The organism is Rhodobacter xanthinilyticus (assembly GCF_001856665.1).
GTDB lineage: Bacteria > Pseudomonadota > Alphaproteobacteria > Rhodobacterales > Rhodobacteraceae > Rhodobacter > Rhodobacter xanthinilyticus.
The window spans coordinates 109,592-126,856 of the sequence record NZ_CP017782.1 but is presented as its reverse complement, the minus strand read 5'-3'; the positions used below and the strand labels follow the sequence as shown (position 1 = coordinate 126,856).

Genomic DNA, 17,265 nt, shown 5'->3' with positions numbered 1-17,265 from the left:
CTGGTGCACGGTTTCTTGAGACAGTTCGGAGCGCTATTTCTCTCAGGAAAGGGGAGTAGAGCATGGACAAGAAGATCGACGACACCTCAGGTGCGACGGAGGCCACGGCCCCGTCGGCGCGCGCCCATCACGCTGGCGACGGCGGGGCCGTGGCCGGTCCTGCCAGGCGCCTTTCGGCGAAGCGCAAACTCGTGGCGGTTCAGCGGCTCATGCGGGGTGAGAGCTTGGAGGCGGTGTCGCGGGACCTGAACGTTCCGGTTCACCGGCTGTCCGAATGGCGCGACCGGGTGCTCATGGCGGCCGAGAGTGCGCTGAAGGAACGCGAGCGCGATGAGCGTGACGACGAGATTGCGCGGCTGCAGGCCAAGGTGGGCGAGATCACCATGGCCAACGAGTTGCTGTACGCGAAGATCGACAAGCTGGAGGGCGGCCGCCCTTTGGCCCGGCGGAGGTCGAGGACATGAGCCAGGCGCACTCGATCTCCACGCACCGGCGCTACGGGACGACGCGTGTCTGCAACATCTGGGGGGTCCCCCGGGCGACGGTGTACCGGCATCGTGTTACGGGCAATGCCGCCAATGAGGCGCGGCCGCCACGTCGTCGTGGTCCGGAGGGGGCCTGCAGCGACAGCGCGCTTCTGGAGCATATCGAGGCCATCATCGAAGCCTCGCCGTTTTCCGGGGAAGGCTACCGGAAGATATGGGCGCGGCTTCGGCATCTGGGCGTCTGTACCGCCCCCCGTCGGGTGCGGCGGGTCATGAAGGAGAACGACCTTCTGGCACCTCAGCGACCCGTCCAGCGGGATGCGCATCCCCATGACGGGACGATCGTCACTGAGCGGGTCGATCAGGTCTGGGGCACGGACATGACCCAGACGGTCACCATCGGGGAGGGACGGGCCTACGTGTTCATCGCGGTGGATCATTGCTCGGGCGAGTTCGTCGGCACCCATGCGTCTTCAAGTGCCAGCCGGTGGGAGGCGCTGGAACCGATCCGTCAGGGCGTCACCCGGCACTTCGGCTGTATCGGGCCGGATACGGCCCTCGGCCTGATCCTGCGGCACGACCACGGATCGAACTACATGTCAGAAGACTTCCAGAGCGAGATCAAATGCTTCGGGATCACCAGTTCACCAGCTTTCGTGCGCCAGCCCGAGGGCAATGGGGTGGCCGAACGGGCCATACGCACCCTCAAGGAGCAACTGCTCTGGGTCCGCCATTTTGTGACCGTCGAAGAGCTCAGGCATGCTTTGGCCGCCTTCGCCGCGCGATACAACGCATCATGGCTGCGGGAACGGCACGGCTACAAAACGCCCGATCAGATCAGGGCCGAACAGAAGGCCCTTGAAACCGACGCCGCCAAAGGGTTCAAAATGGCGGCATGACCAGCGCAACGCGCTGTCTCATAACCGTGCCCCGGTACAGTGCGCGCAAAGCGCAGCCTCCACCTCGGGATGGTTCGCAAAGGACAACCCTGTCCGCATATTAGACGGATGGGAGAGTGTAGTTATGTGCCTCACCCTGCTGTGGGTATGATCTGGCACTGAGCGAAAGGAAATATCATGCGGAAGACGGCATCTATCGGGATGTTGGTGTTGATCGGGTTCCTGGCGGGTTGCACCAACGACCAGGGGATCAATGCCGCAACGGGCGCACTTGCAGGCGCGGCTGTCGGCAGCCAGCTGGGCGGCGGCAAGGGTACGGCGGCAACGACGCTTGCGGGCGCGGCCATCGGCACCGCGATCGGCGCCAATGCGACGCCCACCAACAAGCTCTGCACCTACCGCAACCCGCAGACCGGCGCGATTTACGAAGCCCCCTGCAACTGATTCAGGCCTCGGCGGCGCAACGCTGCCGAGGGGCGCGCCAAAGCGGTCGCGCCGCGCACCCGCCGCAGGTCACTCTGCGGCGGGTTTCCTTTTGCTGAACACCCCCACACATCCTCGCCCTGGATCGGGCTTTTCCGCCTTGCCGCGAATCGAGTTCCCGTCGATTCCGCACCACCGCGAAGACCGCGACGTGCTCCCAGGCCCTTTGGAACGCCCGCGCCGAACTCATGCGTCAATGCGCCGCATGACAACCCGTCATCCCGGCTTCTGCCAAATTGGCAGGACCGCGCCGCGCTATCGTGGCCACGCCACGCGATGCCGCGACGCGGCGTGCCAATTTGGCAGCCATATACCAACCCACGCAGCAAGCCAAGTTACTGTATTTAAAGCATTTATACTTCTTAGCGCATGATCTTTTGCTAAGGTTTCGCTGCCAACCCGGGCCTCTGAACACAAAGGCCGGGCCCCAGCGAAAGTGAGTGCGATGATCTGTCCTGCGGCCAATGCGAAACCGACCAAGCCCAAACGTCTTATCCGGTCTCTGATGATCGCCAGCCTCGCATCTAGCCTCGGCATTGCCCTGGCTTCCGCAGCGCATTCGCAGGACGCAACCGGGTTCATCGGCGGCATCGCCCCCAACGCGCGGCCCGAGGGTGCACCGGTCATCGTGCAATTCACGCCGGACGCAAACTGGCAGGAAAACGCGGCCCACGGGATCGAGGCCCCCATTCCCCCGACCATCCTAGCATGGCTCGACGATCAGGGCGCCTGGTTCACCCCGTTCATCCATCCCGGAATGACCGGGCCTTACGACCTGCGGCACTGGCACGACATCGAATGAGAGCGGCGCGCGGCGCTGCCCATCCGGGGGGTTCCCCGGGCAACAGGCCCTGACGGGCGACCCCGTGAGCGGCCATCACCAAGGAGAGTGAAATGAAAGCTATGGTTAAGGGAGCTCTGGCCATCCTGCTGTGCGCCGGCGCCGTCGGCGGCGTGGCACTGGCCGACAGCATGTCGGGTATGAGCGGCATGTCCGGCATGGGCGGTATGTCGGGCATGAGCGGTATGTCCGGGATGGGTGGCATGTCGGGCATGAGCGGCATGGCCGGCGGCGAAGGCGTCTGCGTGCAGTGGACCTACGCACCTGCAATGCAAGGCATGAGCGGCATGTCGGGGATGTCCGGTATGGGCGGCATGTCGGGCATGAGCGGCATGGGCGGTATGTCCGGCATGGTGGCATGTCGGGTATGAGCGGCATGGGCGGTATGTCCGGCATGGGTGGCATGTCGGGCATGGGCGGTATGTCCGGCATGGGCGGTATGTCCGGTATGTCCGGTATGGGTGGCATGTCGGGTATGTCCGGCATGGGCGGTATGTCCGGCATGGGTGGCATGTCGGGTATGAGCGGCATGGGCGGTATGTCCGGCATGGGTGGCATGTCGGGTATGTCCGGCATGGGTGGCATGTCGGCATGGGCGGTATGTCCGGTATGGGCGGCATGTCGGGTATGTCCGGCATGGGCGGTATGTCCGGTATGTCCGGTATGGGTGGCATGTCGGGTATGTCCGGCATGGGCGGTATGTCCGGCATGGGTGGCATGTCGGGTATGAGCGGCATGAGCGGCATGGGTGACGGCTGGGTCTGCACCTCGTTCATGGCCAAGTAACCCGAGCCTTGCCAATCGTGGGAGGCGTTCGCGCCTCCTGCACCTCCTCTTGCACGGATAGCCTGCGATGACGAAATTCGAATCCATTCTCGGTCTGGCATTCGGCGTATTGCTCGGTTCCACGTCGCTGGTGGCTTTGAATGCCGTCGGCTCCTTGCTTTACTCGATTTCAGTTGATGAACCGGCCAGCGCGCCGGAGGCGACGGCAGAGGCCGCGCCGTCCCAAACCGCATCCGCGACCGCCCCGGCACCGGCCGAGGCTCAGGTCGCCGCACTCGACCCCGAGGCTGGCGCCAAGGTCTTCCAGAAATGCGCCGCCTGCCATACAGCGGATCAGGGCGGCGCCGCTCGCACCGGCCCGAACCTGTGGAACATCGTCGCGCGTCCCGTGGCCTCGGCTGCGGGCTTTTCCTATTCCGAGGCCATGCTGGCCCAGGCGAATGAGGTCTGGAGCCCCGAGCGGCTCGACCAATATCTGACCAAGCCCAAGGATATGGTCCCCGGCACCACGATGGCCTTCGCTGGCCTGTCCAAACCCGCCGACCGGCACAATCTGATTGCCTGGCTGGCCGGTCAGAACGACGCACCGATCGCGCCGGGCGATCTGCCCTTCGCGCAGTCCGATGCGGTGGCCTCCGAAGCACCGGCCGCGACCGAGGCGCCCGCAGCCGAGGCGCCCGAGATCGCGCAGATCCCCTTTACCAACCCGCCCGCGCCGAGCGCCGAGCAGGAAGCCGAGATCGCCGCACGCGTTGCCGCCCTTGAGGCCGAAGTCGAAGGCCTTAGCTACGACGAGGCGCGCTATCACCCGATCCATTTCCCGAAGAACATCGAGACGGCCTCGAATGCCGAATGCCTCGTGTGTCACCAGGAAATCAACGATGCCAAGCCGCGCGCGGAAAGCCCCGCCGGGGTGCAGGCCGAAACGAGCCTCGCCTGGTATCAAACGCTGGATACCTACAGCGGCCCGCAGGCCGACCTGCATTGGCGCCACCTGCAAAGCGATTTCGCGCAGGAGGTGATGAACCTTCAGTGCAACTTCTGCCACCAGGGCAATGACCCGCGCGAGGAAAGCCCCGACATGATGCCGGGCCGCCCCTTCTTCAGCGCCTCGGCCAGCCCCGAGTTCACCAACCGCAAGATGGTCAACCCCGAGACCACCTGCCTGCGCTGCCATGGCGCGATGCCGGACCCCGTCGAGATCATGGGCCTTGGTGGTCCGTGGCACGAGGTGCGCGGCGATATGGAAGACCCCACCGATCCGGCAACCGCGAATGGCTGCCTGAGCTGCCATGGTGAGCTGTTCCGCACCAACCGTCACAACGTGACCTACCTCAACGCGGCCAATATCGAAGAGCTGGCGAAAGAGGTCTCGTCGGACACCTGCTACGGCTGCCACGGCGGGCGCGCCTGGTATCGGATCTCGTATCCCTATGCGCGGCACCCCTGGCCCGGAATGGACCCCGAGACCCCCGCCTGGGCCGCTGACCGCCCCACCGCCTCGGACGAAAAATACCGTCTGCCCGAAACTGCCGAGTGAAGGAGAGCAGAACCATGACCACCCGGTTCAACCCCGCAGCCTGGGCACGGCTGTTCACCCCCACCCGGCGCCAGTTCCTGCAAACCGCCAGCGCCGCAGCCGCAACGGCACTGGTGATGCCAGCGGGCGCGCGCAAGGCCAATGCCTTCGCCTACGAGCCCTATCCGCGCGACGACGATCTTGAAACCGTCGTGACCTCCTGCGCGCATAACTGCGGCTCGCGGCACATGCTGGTGGCGCATAAGAAGGGCGACGTGATCGTGCGTCTGTCCACCGATAACGGCACCTATCAGGGCGATGCCTATGGCACCGACACCGAGGAAAAGCCGCAGTTGCGGGCCTGTCTGCGCGGGCGCAGCTACCGCTCGCGGCTCTATTCGCCCGAGCGGCTGCTGTATCCGATGAAGCGCGTGGGCAAGCGCGGCGAGGGCAAGTTCAAGCGCGTGAGCTGGGATCAGGCGCTGACCGAGATCGCCGAGCGTATGGTCTATCTGCGCGACAAATACGGGCCGCAGGCCCTGCTTGACCAATCCTATGCGGGCGCCTCTTACGGGGTTCTGCATAAATCCGACCAGATCGAGGGGCTGTTGGGCCGGTTTCTGGGTATGTTTGGCTGCCGCACCTCGAGCTGGTCGGTGCCCTCTTATCAGGGCACGACGTTTTCTAGCCGGATGACCTTCGGCACGATCGAAGATGGCAACGAGGATGACGCCTATGCGCATTCCAAGCTGATCATCATGTGGGGCTGGAACCCGGCCTATACCTTCCATGGCGGCAACACGTTCTATTACATGCGCATGGCCAAGCAGCGTGGCTGCAAGTTCGTGCTGATCGACCCGCAGTACACCGACTCGGCCGCCGCCTATGACGCCTGGTGGATCCCGATCCGTCCCAATACCGATGCCGCGATGATGGCAGGCATGGCCTATCACATCTGGGACAATGGCTGGCACGATCAGGGCTTCATCGACCGCTTCGTGCAGGGCATGGACCCGGGCACGACGCCGAACTGGGCCTATCAGCGGGGGCATGAAAGCTTCAAGGAATACATCCTTGGCACGAATGACGGCGTGCCGAAGACGCCCGAATGGGCCGCCGAGATCTGCGGCGTGAAGGCCGATGACATCCGCAAGCTGGCCGAAATGTATGCCACCACCAAGCCCGCCGCGCTCAAGGCCAGCTGGGCACCGGGGCGCAATGCCTATGGTGAGCAATATAACCGCATGGCGGCGGCGCTTCAGGCGATGACCGGCAATATCGGCATCCTCGGCGGCTGCGCCGAAGGCGTGGGCAAGGCCTGGCACTCCGAGGCGGTGGCCTATCCCTATGACCAATATGCCAACGTCTGGTATGCCTCGATCAAGTCCGACCGTTGGGCGCATATCGTGCTCAACTACCCCAATGTCACCCGGCAAGAGGCCGGTCTGTGGCCGCGCAGCGACCAGTTCGACGGGGTGGTTCCGAATATCCGCGGCATCTTCTGGCAGGGCTCGGACTGGTTCAACCAGTTGACGAACATCAACAAAGAGATCGCGGCCATCCGCAAGCTCGACGAACAGGGCGAGGGCGAAAGCCTTCTGGTTTGCTCGGACAGCACGATCACGCCGACCGGCATCTGGGCCGACTACCTGCTGCCCATCGCCACCCATTTCGAGCGCCACGATGTCGCGCTGCCCTGGTACAAGGGGCATTACTACATCCACCGCCCGAAGGTCATCGAGCCTCTGGGCGAGAGCAAGACCGACTTCCAGGTCTATACCGAGCTTGCCTGGCGCCTTGGCTTTGGCCCGGCCTACAACCCGAAGGCCGCGCGCGACTATTTCGACAATCCCGATGCGACCGACGAAGCCTATCTGGTCGACTGGTGGCACAAGGTGCAAGAGCACCAGCATGTCGAATGGAGCTGGGAAGAGTTCAAGAAGCGCGGCGTCTACAAGTTCATCCTGTCGCAGCCGCATGTCGCCTTCCGCGCCCAGATCGAGCAGGGCCTGCCGTTCCAGACCCCCTCGGGCAAGATCGAGATCCTGTCCTCGCAACTGGCGCAGATCGACGACTGGAGCCGCACGCAATACGGCTATGAAATCCCCGCGATCCCGAAATGGATCGAGCCCTGGGAAAGCCTCAACCATCCGCTGACCGCGACCTACCCCTTCCACCTGATCAGCCCGCATCCGCGCTGGCGCACGCATTCGATCTTCAACAACATCCCATGGCTGCGCGAGACCTTCAGTCAGGAAACGACGATGAACGCCGCCGATGCCAAACGCATGGGCATCAAGCATGGCGACATCGTCGAGTTGTGGAACGATCGCGGCCGCGTGGTGACCCCGGTCTATGTGACCGAGCGCTGTATGCCCGGCGTTCTGGTGCTGCATGAGGGCGCCTGGATGGACCTCGACAAGGACGGCGTGGACCGCGCGGGCAACCCGGATTTCCTGACCAAGGACGATCCCTCGCCCGCCGGGGCCTTCGCCTACAACACGGTGCTGTGCAACATCCGCAAGACCGACCTGCATCACCGCCCCGGATGGGATCAGCTGGCCACGGCGCGCTCCCATGTCTTCCGGCGCGATCAGTAAAGGGGGCAAACCATCATGGCCAACAAGATCGACAAGGAAGCCATCAAGGCCAATGCCGCCAAGCGCAAGCGCGAGGGCTACACCCCCGTAGTCCCCGAGCAGCAGTTCGGCTTCATCCACAACAACGTGGATTGCATCGGCTGTCGTGCCTGCGAGATCGCCTGCAAGGACAAGAACGGGCTTTCGGCGGGGCCGCGCTTTCGCCGCGTGCAATATATCGAGGGCGGCACGTTCCCCGAGGTTTTCGCCTTCAAGATCAACATGTCGTGCAACCATTGCGCGGAGCCGGCCTGCATCCCGACCTGCCCGACCGGCGCGATCTTCAAGCGCCCCGACAATGGCGTTGTGGACATCGACACCACGCTGTGCATCGGCTGCCGCAAATGCGAGGCCTCGTGCCCCTATGGCGCGCCGCAGTTCGACCCCGAAGAGAACGTCGTCAAGAAGTGCAACATGTGCATCGACGAGCTGGAGGCAGGGCGCAAACCCTATTGCGTCTCGGCCTGCATGATGCGGGTGCTCGACATCGGGCCGATCGACCAGCTGCGCGATGGCAGCTACGAGACGAAAGCGCGCGGGCCGAACGATGAGGTCGTGCGTCAGGTCAAATCCATGGCCGACCCGGAACTAACCAATCCCTCAATCGTGTTCGTTCCGCATTCGAAAGGGCGGGTCGATGGGTGAACCTCAAACCAGTCTCCCCTCCCCGCCCCTGCCCCGTGCCGCCCCTGATACGGCACGGGGCACCCTTGATACCGCCGCCGAGGCGCTTGGCCTGCTGATCCGCCTCTTTGACCGCGAGGCGGACAGCGATCTGATGTGCGGACTGCGTGCCATTCAGGCGCCCGATATGTTCGAGGCGCTGCTGCCTTCGCCCGAGGGTCGCGCAGGCGCCCAGGTCCTGCGGGTTGCCCTGTCGGGCCTGCCCGAGCAGGTTCCCGCCCGCGCGCTGGATGCCTTGGCCGCCGATTACGCCGATGTATTCCTGACGCATGGCTACCGGCTGGCGCCCAACGCCTCGGTCTGGCTGACCGAGGAAAAGCTGGAGCGTCAGGGCCCGATGTTCGAGGTGCGCGACTGGTATGCGCATTACGGCGTAACCGTCCCTGACTGGCGCAAGCGCGCCGACGATCATATCGTGCATGAGCTGCAATTCCTTGGCCTGCTGCTGAACCTCGGCACCGAGGCGAGCATGGCCGATGCGGCGCATTTCCTTGACGCGCATCTGCTGCCCTGGGTGCCCGAGTTCGGTCGCAGAATGGCCCTTCGCGTGGCCGAGCCGCTCTATGCCGCTGCGGGGCTGCTCTGCGCAGCCTACCTTGAGGCCCTGCGCGACGAGCTTGAGGATCTGACCGGCCTTGCGCGTCAGCCGCGCAAATCGGTCCCCGCCTCAAGCCAGCCCGAGGCCGAGGCCGCGCCCTTCGTGCCCGGAGCGGCCGAGAGTTGGTAACCAGCGCCCTGCCCCGGCTGGCCGCGGGCAGTTGCACCGCCGCCCGTCTGTCCGCCAGTTCCTGCGCGGCCTGTATCGAGGCCTGCCCCCACGGTGCGCTTGAACCGATCCGCGGCGGGTTGCAGATCGAGCCGGAACGCTGCTCGGGCTGCGGGCTCTGTGCGGCGGCCTGCCCCGAAAGCGCGCTCTCGTTGCCCGGCTCCTCTGCCGTTGCAGCACGGCGCGGCGGGGTGGCATTGGCGCTTTGCCCGCGCCACCCCCAGGGTGATGCATCGCGCCCCTGCGCCCATGCGCTGTCGCTGAACGATCTTGCCACGCTTCTGGCAGAGGGTGTGCACCGTATCGCGCTGGCCAGCGGCGATTGCGCGACCTGTCCTGACAAGCCGCCCGAGGGGCATGATCTGTCGGCGCGCACAGCGCAGATCTCGGCGCTGGCCGAGGGCCGCGGGCTGGCGGGGCTTGGACTGGCGCCCGCCAGCCATGCCGAAATCACGACCCTGCTGCGCGAAGCCCCCGAAAACCCCGCGCGCCGCAACATTTTCAAGCGCGTTGCCACTCCCGAGACTCAGGTAGACGCACTGGCACGGTTGCAGGCAGAACCCTGCCGTGACAGCGAGGTTTTCGCCGCCACTCCTCGCATTGACGCCAATAGATGCACGGGCTGCGAGGCATGTTTGCGCATTTGCCCCCATGGCGTTCTGATCCGTATCAAGGACGACGAGGGAAATCCGTGCTACCGGACCGAGCCTGCGGCCTGCACCGGCTGCGGGCTTTGTGCCGATGTCTGCGACGAGGATGCCTTGCAACTAGCCGCGATGGCCCCAGCCCCCCCCGACGTGCCGCTGCAAGCCTATGCCTGCCGCGGCTGCGGGGTATCGGTGCATGAGCCTGCCGCGCATCGCCCCGCGAACGCTGAAGGAGGCCTTTGCCCGGTCTGCCGCCGCACCGGGCATCACCGCAAGCTGTTTCAGGTGCTGTCATGATCATGGCCCGGTTCCGGCATTGGGCGGGCGCCTCGGTGCAGCGCAAGCTGATCCTCGCACTCGGTGGCTTGCTGATCGTCGTCTCGGCGCTATTCCTTGCCGTGCTCAGCACGCTTTACCGCAACCAGATGATCTCGGTTCACGCCCGCGCGGCCGGCCAGATCAACGAGCTGCTTCAGGGCGCACTGGAAAACGCAATGCTCAAGCGCGACATCCCAGGGCTTTTGCAGATCCTCGACGGGTTGGGTCGGCAGGACGACATCGCGCGGGTGATGATCGTCAATCCCGATTTCGAGGTGCGCTTCTCGTCGGACCCGTCGCGCGTCGGGCAGATGCTGGACAGCCCGGCGCTGCAAGAGGCGCTAGAAAGCCGCGCCCCCGGCGCGCGTTACCTTGACGAAGGCGGCGGCGAGGTCGCCATGCGCTCGATCAACCCGGTGCTGAACCGCAGCGAGTGCCGCCAGTGCCACGGCGAGGCGGCGGAACATCCCGTTAACGGGCTGCTGGTGGTGGATTACCGCGCCGGGGCGATCCGCCGCGAGGCTTTTTCCGGCGCGATCTGGCTGGGGGTTCTGGGGCTTGCTGTCGTGACGCTGGCCAGCGCCGCGATGTGGATCGCGCTGCGGCGCATGGTGATCGCACCGCTCGACCGTCTGACCGCCGCCAATCGCGCGCTGGCCGAAGGGTCGCTCGATACCCAGCTCGATATTAGGGGCGAAGATGAGATCGCCGGTCTCGGGCAGGCCTTCAACCGCATGTCCGCGCAGATTGAAAGCCAGCTGGCCACGATCCGCCACTCAGAGGCCGAGTTGCAGGCGCTGCTCGATGCGCTGCCCGACGGCGTGCGCGTGATCGGCCCCGACTTCCGCATCCTGCGCGCCAATCGCGCCTATTGCCGGCAGACCGGGCATGACCCGGAAACCGTCGCGGGCAGCTTCTGCTATGCCTCCAGCCACGGCCGAGACACGCCTTGCCCGCACACGCTGGTGACCTGCCCGGTGGTCGAACTGATCGAGAAAGGCGCCCCCGCGGTGACCTTCCGCGACCGGCATCACTGCGCCGGGGGCGCGCGCACGGTCGAGGTCAGCTCAGCCCGGATCGAACTGGCGGGTGACGGCCCGCCCTGCGTCGTCGAGGCGATCCGCGATCTCGACACGCAGGCCCGCATCTCGCAGGAAGAACGGCTAAGCGAGATCGGCCTCTTGGCCGCCGGGGTCGCGCATGAGATCTTCAATCCGCTCTCCTCGGTTGAACTCGCCCTTGCGGCGCTGGCGCGCGAATTCGACCAGGGCCGCCCGGAACGCGCCCGCGCCTATTTCGACACGATCCGCTCTGAGGTCGGCAAATGCATCGAGATCACCGACAACCTGCTGATGCTTTCAGCGCCGCCCGGCGAAGGCCGCCAATTGATCGAGCTTGACCGCGTCGTCTCGGGCGTCTCGCAACTGCTTAACTATCAGGCCGAGCAGGGCGGCATCACGATAGTGACCGAGTTGGAACCCGGCCTGCGGCTGATCGCCACCGATGCCGACCTGCGGATGCTGCTAACCAACCTGATCATGAATGCCTTCCACGCCATGCCCAAGGGCGGCACCGTCACGTTGCGCGGCTGGCGTGAGGCGGGCAAGGTGCGCCTGTCGGTCACCGATCTGGGCATCGGCATCGCGGCGGCGGATCTGGAGCGGATCTTCATGCCCTTCTGGTCGCGCCGCGCCGATGCGAGCATGGGCCGTGGGCTTGGCCTGTCGATCGTGCGCGGCATCCTCGAACGCCACGGCGCCACGATCGAGGTCGAAAGCAGCCTCGGGCGCGGTTCGGTCTTTACCGTCAGCTTCCCCGATCCCGACGCCCCGGAAACAGACGCCCTGCAGGCGGATGCCATCACCTCACAGGAGACGTCGCCATGACACCTCCCCCCGTAGCCCCGCGCCCGATCCTTGTGGTCGAGGACGACCGCACCCTGAACCGCCTGCTCTGCGACCAGTTGGCCGAACTGGGACATGACGCACGCGGCGCGCGCTCCCGAGCCGAAGCGCTGGAGATGCTGGGATATTTCGCCCCGGCGCTGGCGATCCTCGACATGCGCCTGCCCGATACCGACGGCATGACCTTCCTGCCGGAGCTGCGCGAGTTCTGCCCTGTGGTGATCCTGACGGCCTTCGGCTCGATCGACCAGGCGGTGCGCGCGGTCAAAGCGGGGGCGGTGGAATATATGGTCAAGCCGGTCTCACCCGACAGCCTTGAACTGGCGCTTGGGCGGGTGTTCGAGACAGCTGCGCTGCGGCGTGATCTGGCGTTCTGGCAGGCCAAGGCCCAACGCGCCGACCAGATGACCCTAACCGGCGACAGCCCCGTGATGGTTGAGTTACGCCGCATGATCGGCCTGGTCGCGGCCTCGGATGCGCCGGTGCTGCTGCGTGGCGAGGCGGGCACCGGAAAGACCGCCGTGGCCGAGGCGATCCACATGCAAAGCCCGCGCGCCAACGCGCGTTTCGTGACCATCGACTGCGACCCGGAACTAAGCGCGGCCGATCTCTTCGGCAGCCTGCCGGGTAGCGGCACACCCCGGCGCGAGGGCCTTTTTGCCGCCGCCGAGGCCGGGACGGTATTTCTGAACGAAATCGAAAAGCTGCCGCTGACCCTGCAAGCCCCGGTATTGCGGGTGATGGAGCAGGGCTGCTACCGGCCGCAGGGCTCGGTCATGTCGCTGCCCTGCCCCGTGCGGCTGATCGCGGCCACCGCCGCCGACCTTGAAGGCGCCGCGCGCGAGGGCCGCTTCCGCCCCGAGCTGTTCTATCGCCTCTCGGCCCTCAGCCTGGCGGTGCCCGCACTGCGCGAGCGCGCGCAGGACATCCCGACATTGGCCGAGTTCCTGCTGGAGAACCGCTCGTTCCAGCGCGGCGTCGACAAGGTTCTGCCGCGCGAAACCCGCACCGCGCTGCAAAGCTACGATTGGCCCGGGAATATTCGCGAATTGCGCAACGCAATTGAACGCGGGCTGATCATGTCCGCCGGCCGCGCCGAGATCCTGCCCGCCGATGTCGGGCTGGCTGGCCAGACCGGCGTACAGGCCGCTGGCAGCAACGGGATCTTGCTGCGTTTCGCAGCGCCGCCCACGCTTGAGGAAATGCGCGACGCCTATCTGCAACTGCTGCTCGACCGGTTTGGCGGCAACCGCCAGAAACTGGCCGAGACGCTCGGGATTTCCGAGCGCAACACCTACCGCATCTTGCGCAAGATCAACTGACAAGGCACCTTCGGCTCATGCCATGACCGGCAAATCAATGCTCGTGTCCCTGCCGTGGAGAACTCTCGAATGCGACCCCTTCTTACCCTGCTGACGTTTATCGGTTTCGCCGGAATGGCGCAGGCACAGGCGCGGCCGTCATGTTGGGCGACTCCGGCCTGCCCCCGATGACGTCAAGCTGATGATGGCCGAAGCGGAAGCGCTCTACACCGCCCCCGAGGCGAAGCCGGGCGATATGGGAGAGTGGAAAAACGAGGCCAGCGGCGCGGGTGGTTCGATCGAGATCACCGAAATTCAGGACAATTGCGTCCTTCTTGCGCATGTCTTTGAGACGAAAGAAAAGGCCGGTCCGCAGCGTGGCGAATTCAAGCGCTGCAAGCGTGCCGACGGTCTGTGGCAGCTTGAGTAACCGCCCAAGCGGCCGGAGTGCGCGGCGCCGTCAAAACGGCAGGCTCAGGCCCAGCATCAGGCCCTGCTGCTCGACGTCATACAGGAAATCACCGTCCTCGCGATCGACGCTCAGATATCGGTAGCCGCCGACGATGGAATTGCGCTCACTGATCCGGTAGCCGAGGCCCGCGAAGACATCGGCGGTAAAGTCCGATCCGCCAGCGCCGACCATTGCCCAACCCGTCACGAAGGTTTTCGCGCTTGTGTCGGCCTGCCAGTTCACGCCGGCCAGCCCATCCATCCAATCGTTCGAAGCCGATCCTGAACGCTCCCCCACCGCACCGCCGCTGAAGCGCAGATCGGTCTCGACGTTCCAGTAACGAAGGCCGCCGGCCAGCCGCAACTCGCCATTTTGGGAGCGTGCAATGACGTAGTCGCCGCCAAGGGTGAACGCGACATTCTTCGCGTCGAGCGTGGCGCTGCCAAGCACCGGGCCAAGCGCCTGCTCGGCCCCGACCTTCACATACATCACATCGCCGAATAGCCCGAAATCGCCCTTCCGAGCTGTCAGCCCGGCCATAGCGCCGAGATCGAGATCATCAAGGATATCGCTGAACGACTTGTCGATATCGGCGGCGGGCAGCCCGGGCACCGTGGCCACGCTGCCGCTCAGGCCCGAGCCCCAGAGGTAAGGGTTGAACTGCATCTTCCAGTCGCCGCTATCCTGCGCGCTCGCGGGGGCGACAGAAAACGAAAGCGCCAACGCGCAGGCAACCGCCGACCACCCCGCGCCACCGCCTTGCAGAACAGACTGAGCGACGAACATGACGTTCCTCCCCCGCGTTAAGCAGTACGAATGATGTTACCCTATTTTTCCCTGAAAATACAGGAGGAACCGTGCCCCTGCCTCACTTGCTCCGCGCGGCGCCGTGCAAGATCCGGGCAATGTCATCGACGCTGAGCGCAACGGGATTTGCCTTGGTCGAGGAGGCGCCAAGGGCCTCTTGCGCGACGGCAGCGAAATCGCGCTCGGACAGGTGTAGATCGTTCAGCGTTGGTAGGCCGTGGCGGTCGATGAAGGCACGCAGACGCTCTGGCCCGCTAACCGTTCCGCCAAGCCCTTCGCGCAGCCACGCCTCGACCTCATCAAAGCGCCGGGTGGGCTGGCCCGCGCGCACGGCCGCTTCGCGGTTAACCTTCAGCGCGTCGGCCAGAAGCCGCCCGCAGATGGCGCCATGCGCACCGCCGCGCCCACCGATCACCGAGGCAAGCCCATGCACCACGCCCAGCCCCGAACTGGCCAGCGCCAGACCGCTAAGGTAGCTCGCCCGCGCCATGGTATCGCGTGCGGTGTGTGACGGTCCCTCCATCAGGCACCGCAGGGCGGCAATCGCCTCGGGTAGCGTGTCGCGGCACAGCGCATCGGTAACGGGGTTCGCGCGGTTGCACAGATAGCTTTCGATCAACTGCGTGATCGCGTCGAGCCCGGTTGCAAGCGTCAGCGCCTTGGGCAGCGCATCGGTCAGGGCCGGATCGACGATTGCCAACACCGGAACCAGCCGGGGGTCGCGCAGGCTGATCTTCAACTGCCGCTCGGGCACACTGATGACCGCGTTGCGCGTGGCCTCGGCCCCGGTGCCCGAGGTGGTCGGCATGGCGATGAAGGGCAGCGGATCGGTCAGGCTGCGGGCCGGGGTTGGCCCCAACTCCAGATACTGCTCGGGGTCGCCCTTTGACCCCGTCAGCCCCGCGATGGCCTTGCCAAGGTCGATGCTCGCGCCCCCGCCGACCGCGACAACGCACTCCGCGCCAAAGGCGCGCGCGGCGCTGACACCGGCGCGGACGTCGCCCAAGCTGGGTTCTCCGGTGGAGAAAATCCGCTCGACGGCGAGACCTGCGGCGCGCAACTCGGCTTCGAAGGTCTCGACCCAGGGAACCGAGCGGCCGCTGACCAGCAAGATGCGCGCGCCCATCCGTGCTACATGCGCGGCCGCGCCCAGCCGACTGTCGCGACCAAAGATCGTCTGGGCCGGAGCCGTCACGGAAAAGATCGTCATCGCTCCTCCTCGGGTGGCCCCGCGGGTCAGAACCGCATCGTTGCATCCACCGCGCGGCGCCAGGCCGCGTATTTATCTTCGCGGGTCTCGGCCGCCATCTGCGGCTGGAAGCACCGCTCCAACGCCCATTGCGCGGCAAATTCCGACTGGTTCGGGTAAAGCCCCGCGCGTTGTCCTGCCAGCCAGGCCGCGCCCATGGCGGTTGTCTCAAGCACCTTGGGGCGGTCCACCCGCGCGTCGATGATGTCCGACAGGAATTGCATCGCGAAGTCCGAGGCGCTCATACCGCCATCGACCCGGAGCGCGGTCTCGCCCCCGCCGGTCCAATCCGCGCGCATCGCCTGCAACAGGTCGCGCGTCTGATAGCCCACGCTTTCCAACGCCGCGCGGGTCAGCTCTTCCGGGCCCGAGTTGCGCGTCAGCCCGAAGACCGCGCCGCGACACTCGGCGTTCCAATAGGGCGCACCAAGCCCGGTGAACGCCGGCACCAGAACCACCTGCTGCGTCGGATCGGCCCGGTCGGCCAGACCCTGTGCCTCTTTCGCCTCGCGGATGATCTTGATCCCGTCGCGCAGCCATTGCACCACAGCGCCTGCGATGAAGATCGAGCCCTCAAGCGCATAGGTCGGCTTGCCGTCCAACTGGTAGGCGATGGTCGTCAGCAGCCGGTTTTGCGAACGCACCGGCGCCGCACCGGTGTTGAGCAACGCGAAACAGCCGGTGCCATAGGTGGATTTCATCATGCCCGGCGCAAAGCAGGCCTGCCCCACGGTCGCAGCCTGCTGATCCCCCGCGATCCCGAGGATCGGGATGGCGCGGCCGAACAGGTCCGGGCGGGTCTGGCCGAACTCGGCGGCGCAGTCGCGCACCTCGGGCAGCATCGCCATCGGGATGCCGAGACGCTCGCAGATGGTCTGCGACCAGCGGCCCTTGCGAATATCGTAAAGCATGGTCCGTGCGGCATTGGTGGCATCGGTAACATGCACCGCCCCACCCGTCAGGTTCCATACCAGCCAGGTATCGACCGTGCCGAAGACGATCTCTCCGGCCTCGGCCCGCGCCCGCGCGCCTTCGACATTGTCGAGGATCCAGGCCAATTTGGTGCCCGAGAAATAGGGATCGAGCAACAGACCCGTGCGATCCGTCACGATCTCTTCGAACCCTTCGGACTTGAGCGCCTTGCACAGCGCCGAGGTGCGCCGGTCCTGCCAGACGATCGCGTTATGAATGGGCTTTCCGGTCTTGCGGTCCCAGACCAGCGTCGTTTCTCGCTGGTTGGTGATGCCGATGGCGGCGATTCCCTCGGCGCCCGTGCCTGCGCGCTCAATCGCGGCGCGGCAGGTGGCGGCGGTGGTGGACCACAGATCGGCCGGGTCATGTTCGACCCAGCCACTGGCCGGATAATGCTGGGGAAATTCTTCCTGCGCCGAGGAGACCACGTTCATCGCCTGATCGAAAAGAATGGCCCGCGTGGACGTGGTTCCCTGATCGATTGCAAGAATGTGGGTCATAACCGCTTCTCCTC

At 65.5% G+C, this 17,265-nt stretch carries 15 protein-coding genes and 1 pseudogene; 13 read left to right on the top strand and 3 right to left on the bottom strand.

From position 1 onward, the window contains the following. The first annotated feature begins 149 nt into the window (after positions 1 to 149). From LPB142_RS17430 to LPB142_RS17375, 13 genes and pseudogenes are all read left to right on the top strand, one after another. Positions 150 to 1,384, top strand: a pseudogene (locus tag LPB142_RS17430) (IS3 family transposase). 177 nt (positions 1,385 to 1,561) lie between these two features. Then, entirely contained in the window at positions 1,562 to 1,828 is a 267-nt protein-coding gene (locus LPB142_RS17425; RefSeq protein WP_071167320.1) for a glycine zipper 2TM domain-containing protein, read from the top strand. Between the two features lie 484 nt (positions 1,829 to 2,312). Beyond that, complete coding sequence (locus LPB142_RS17420) at positions 2,313 to 2,669, top strand: hypothetical protein (RefSeq protein WP_198037906.1); 357 nt, start codon at positions 2,313 to 2,315, stop codon at positions 2,667 to 2,669. Positions 2,670 to 2,761: 92 nt separating this feature from the next. Then, positions 2,762 to 3,079: a hypothetical protein gene (locus tag LPB142_RS19215; protein WP_071167376.1), complete on the top strand. Its 318-nt coding sequence runs from the start codon at positions 2,762 to 2,764 to the stop codon at positions 3,077 to 3,079. 283 nt (positions 3,080 to 3,362) lie between these two features. After that, positions 3,363 to 3,494, top strand: coding sequence for a hypothetical protein (locus tag LPB142_RS19840; protein WP_269635545.1), 132 nt, complete (start codon positions 3,363 to 3,365; stop codon positions 3,492 to 3,494). A 67-nt stretch (positions 3,495 to 3,561) separates the two neighbouring features. After that, positions 3,562 to 5,034, top strand: a complete 1,473-nt coding sequence (locus LPB142_RS17405) for a c-type cytochrome (RefSeq protein ID WP_083392787.1) — start codon at positions 3,562 to 3,564, stop codon at positions 5,032 to 5,034. 14 nt (positions 5,035 to 5,048) lie between these two features. Next, complete coding sequence (locus LPB142_RS17400; protein ID WP_071167317.1) at positions 5,049 to 7,613, top strand: molybdopterin-containing oxidoreductase family protein; 2,565 nt, start codon at positions 5,049 to 5,051, stop codon at positions 7,611 to 7,613. A 15-nt stretch (positions 7,614 to 7,628) separates the two neighbouring features. Further along, positions 7,629 to 8,297, top strand: coding sequence for a 4Fe-4S dicluster domain-containing protein (locus tag LPB142_RS17395; protein ID WP_083392786.1), 669 nt, complete (start codon positions 7,629 to 7,631; stop codon positions 8,295 to 8,297). After that, positions 8,290 to 9,063 (top strand): TorD/DmsD family molecular chaperone, encoded by a 774-nt coding sequence (locus tag LPB142_RS17390; RefSeq protein ID WP_071167316.1) that lies wholly within the window; start codon positions 8,290 to 8,292, stop codon positions 9,061 to 9,063. The genes LPB142_RS17395 and LPB142_RS17390 overlap by 8 nt, the downstream gene beginning before the upstream one ends. Then, entirely contained in the window at positions 9,057 to 10,046 is a 990-nt protein-coding gene (locus LPB142_RS18725) for a 4Fe-4S binding protein (RefSeq protein ID WP_083392785.1), read from the top strand. The genes LPB142_RS17390 and LPB142_RS18725 overlap by 7 nt, the downstream gene beginning before the upstream one ends. Further along, positions 10,043 to 11,953 carry a HAMP domain-containing histidine kinase gene (locus tag LPB142_RS17385; protein WP_071167315.1) on the top strand — a complete coding sequence of 637 codons (1,911 nt, stop codon included), beginning with the start codon at positions 10,043 to 10,045 and terminating at the stop codon, positions 11,951 to 11,953. The genes LPB142_RS18725 and LPB142_RS17385 overlap by 4 nt, the downstream gene beginning before the upstream one ends. Beyond that, positions 11,950 to 13,293, top strand: a complete 1,344-nt coding sequence (locus LPB142_RS17380) for a sigma-54-dependent transcriptional regulator (protein WP_071167314.1) — start codon at positions 11,950 to 11,952, stop codon at positions 13,291 to 13,293. The genes LPB142_RS17385 and LPB142_RS17380 overlap by 4 nt, the downstream gene beginning before the upstream one ends. Positions 13,294 to 13,474: 181 nt before the next feature. Beyond that, on the top strand, positions 13,475 to 13,702 hold the full coding sequence (locus LPB142_RS17375; protein ID WP_071167313.1) for a hypothetical protein: 228 nt from the start codon (positions 13,475 to 13,477) through the stop codon (positions 13,700 to 13,702). A gap of 30 nt (positions 13,703 to 13,732) precedes the next feature. Here the strand turns inward: LPB142_RS17375 and LPB142_RS17370 are convergent, their stop codons facing one another. The 3 genes from LPB142_RS17370 to glpK all read right to left on the bottom strand — a co-directional run bounded on the left by LPB142_RS17370 (position 13,733) and on the right by glpK (position 17,251). Further along, positions 13,733 to 14,509 carry a hypothetical protein gene (locus LPB142_RS17370; protein ID WP_071167375.1) on the bottom strand — a complete coding sequence of 259 codons (777 nt, stop codon included), beginning with the start codon at positions 14,507 to 14,509 and terminating at the stop codon, positions 13,733 to 13,735. An 82-nt stretch (positions 14,510 to 14,591) separates the two neighbouring features. After that, positions 14,592 to 15,740, bottom strand: a complete 1,149-nt coding sequence (locus tag LPB142_RS17365) for an iron-containing alcohol dehydrogenase (protein WP_071167374.1) — start codon at positions 15,738 to 15,740, stop codon at positions 14,592 to 14,594. A 26-nt stretch (positions 15,741 to 15,766) separates the two neighbouring features. After that, entirely contained in the window at positions 15,767 to 17,251 is a 1,485-nt protein-coding gene (gene glpK / locus LPB142_RS17360) for a glycerol kinase GlpK (protein WP_071167373.1), read from the bottom strand. Positions 17,252 to 17,265 lie beyond the last annotated feature (14 nt).

Coding starts and splice junctions, on each gene's coding strand:
- LPB142_RS17400 (WP_071167317.1), top strand. CDS start 5,049: ATGACCACCCGGTTCAACCCCGCAGCCTGGGCACGGCTGTTCACCCCC.
- LPB142_RS17370 (WP_071167375.1), bottom strand. CDS start 14,509: ATGTTCGTCGCTCAGTCTGTTCTGCAAGGCGGTGGCGCGGGGTGGTCG.
- LPB142_RS17380 (WP_071167314.1), top strand. CDS start 11,950: ATGACACCTCCCCCCGTAGCCCCGCGCCCGATCCTTGTGGTCGAGGAC.
- LPB142_RS19840 (WP_269635545.1), top strand. CDS start 3,363: ATGTCCGGTATGGGTGGCATGTCGGGTATGTCCGGCATGGGCGGTATG.
- LPB142_RS17405 (WP_083392787.1), top strand. CDS start 3,562: ATGACGAAATTCGAATCCATTCTCGGTCTGGCATTCGGCGTATTGCTC.
- LPB142_RS17375 (WP_071167313.1), top strand. CDS start 13,475: ATGATGGCCGAAGCGGAAGCGCTCTACACCGCCCCCGAGGCGAAGCCG.
- LPB142_RS17385 (WP_071167315.1), top strand. CDS start 10,043: ATGATCATGGCCCGGTTCCGGCATTGGGCGGGCGCCTCGGTGCAGCGC.
- glpK (WP_071167373.1), bottom strand. CDS start 17,251: ATGACCCACATTCTTGCAATCGATCAGGGAACCACGTCCACGCGGGCC.
- LPB142_RS17395 (WP_083392786.1), top strand. CDS start 7,629: ATGGCCAACAAGATCGACAAGGAAGCCATCAAGGCCAATGCCGCCAAG.
- LPB142_RS17420 (WP_198037906.1), top strand. CDS start 2,313: ATGATCTGTCCTGCGGCCAATGCGAAACCGACCAAGCCCAAACGTCTT.
- LPB142_RS17390 (WP_071167316.1), top strand. CDS start 8,290: ATGGGTGAACCTCAAACCAGTCTCCCCTCCCCGCCCCTGCCCCGTGCC.
- LPB142_RS17425 (WP_071167320.1), top strand. CDS start 1,562: ATGCGGAAGACGGCATCTATCGGGATGTTGGTGTTGATCGGGTTCCTG.
- LPB142_RS19215 (WP_071167376.1), top strand. CDS start 2,762: ATGAAAGCTATGGTTAAGGGAGCTCTGGCCATCCTGCTGTGCGCCGGC.
- LPB142_RS17365 (WP_071167374.1), bottom strand. CDS start 15,740: ATGACGATCTTTTCCGTGACGGCTCCGGCCCAGACGATCTTTGGTCGC.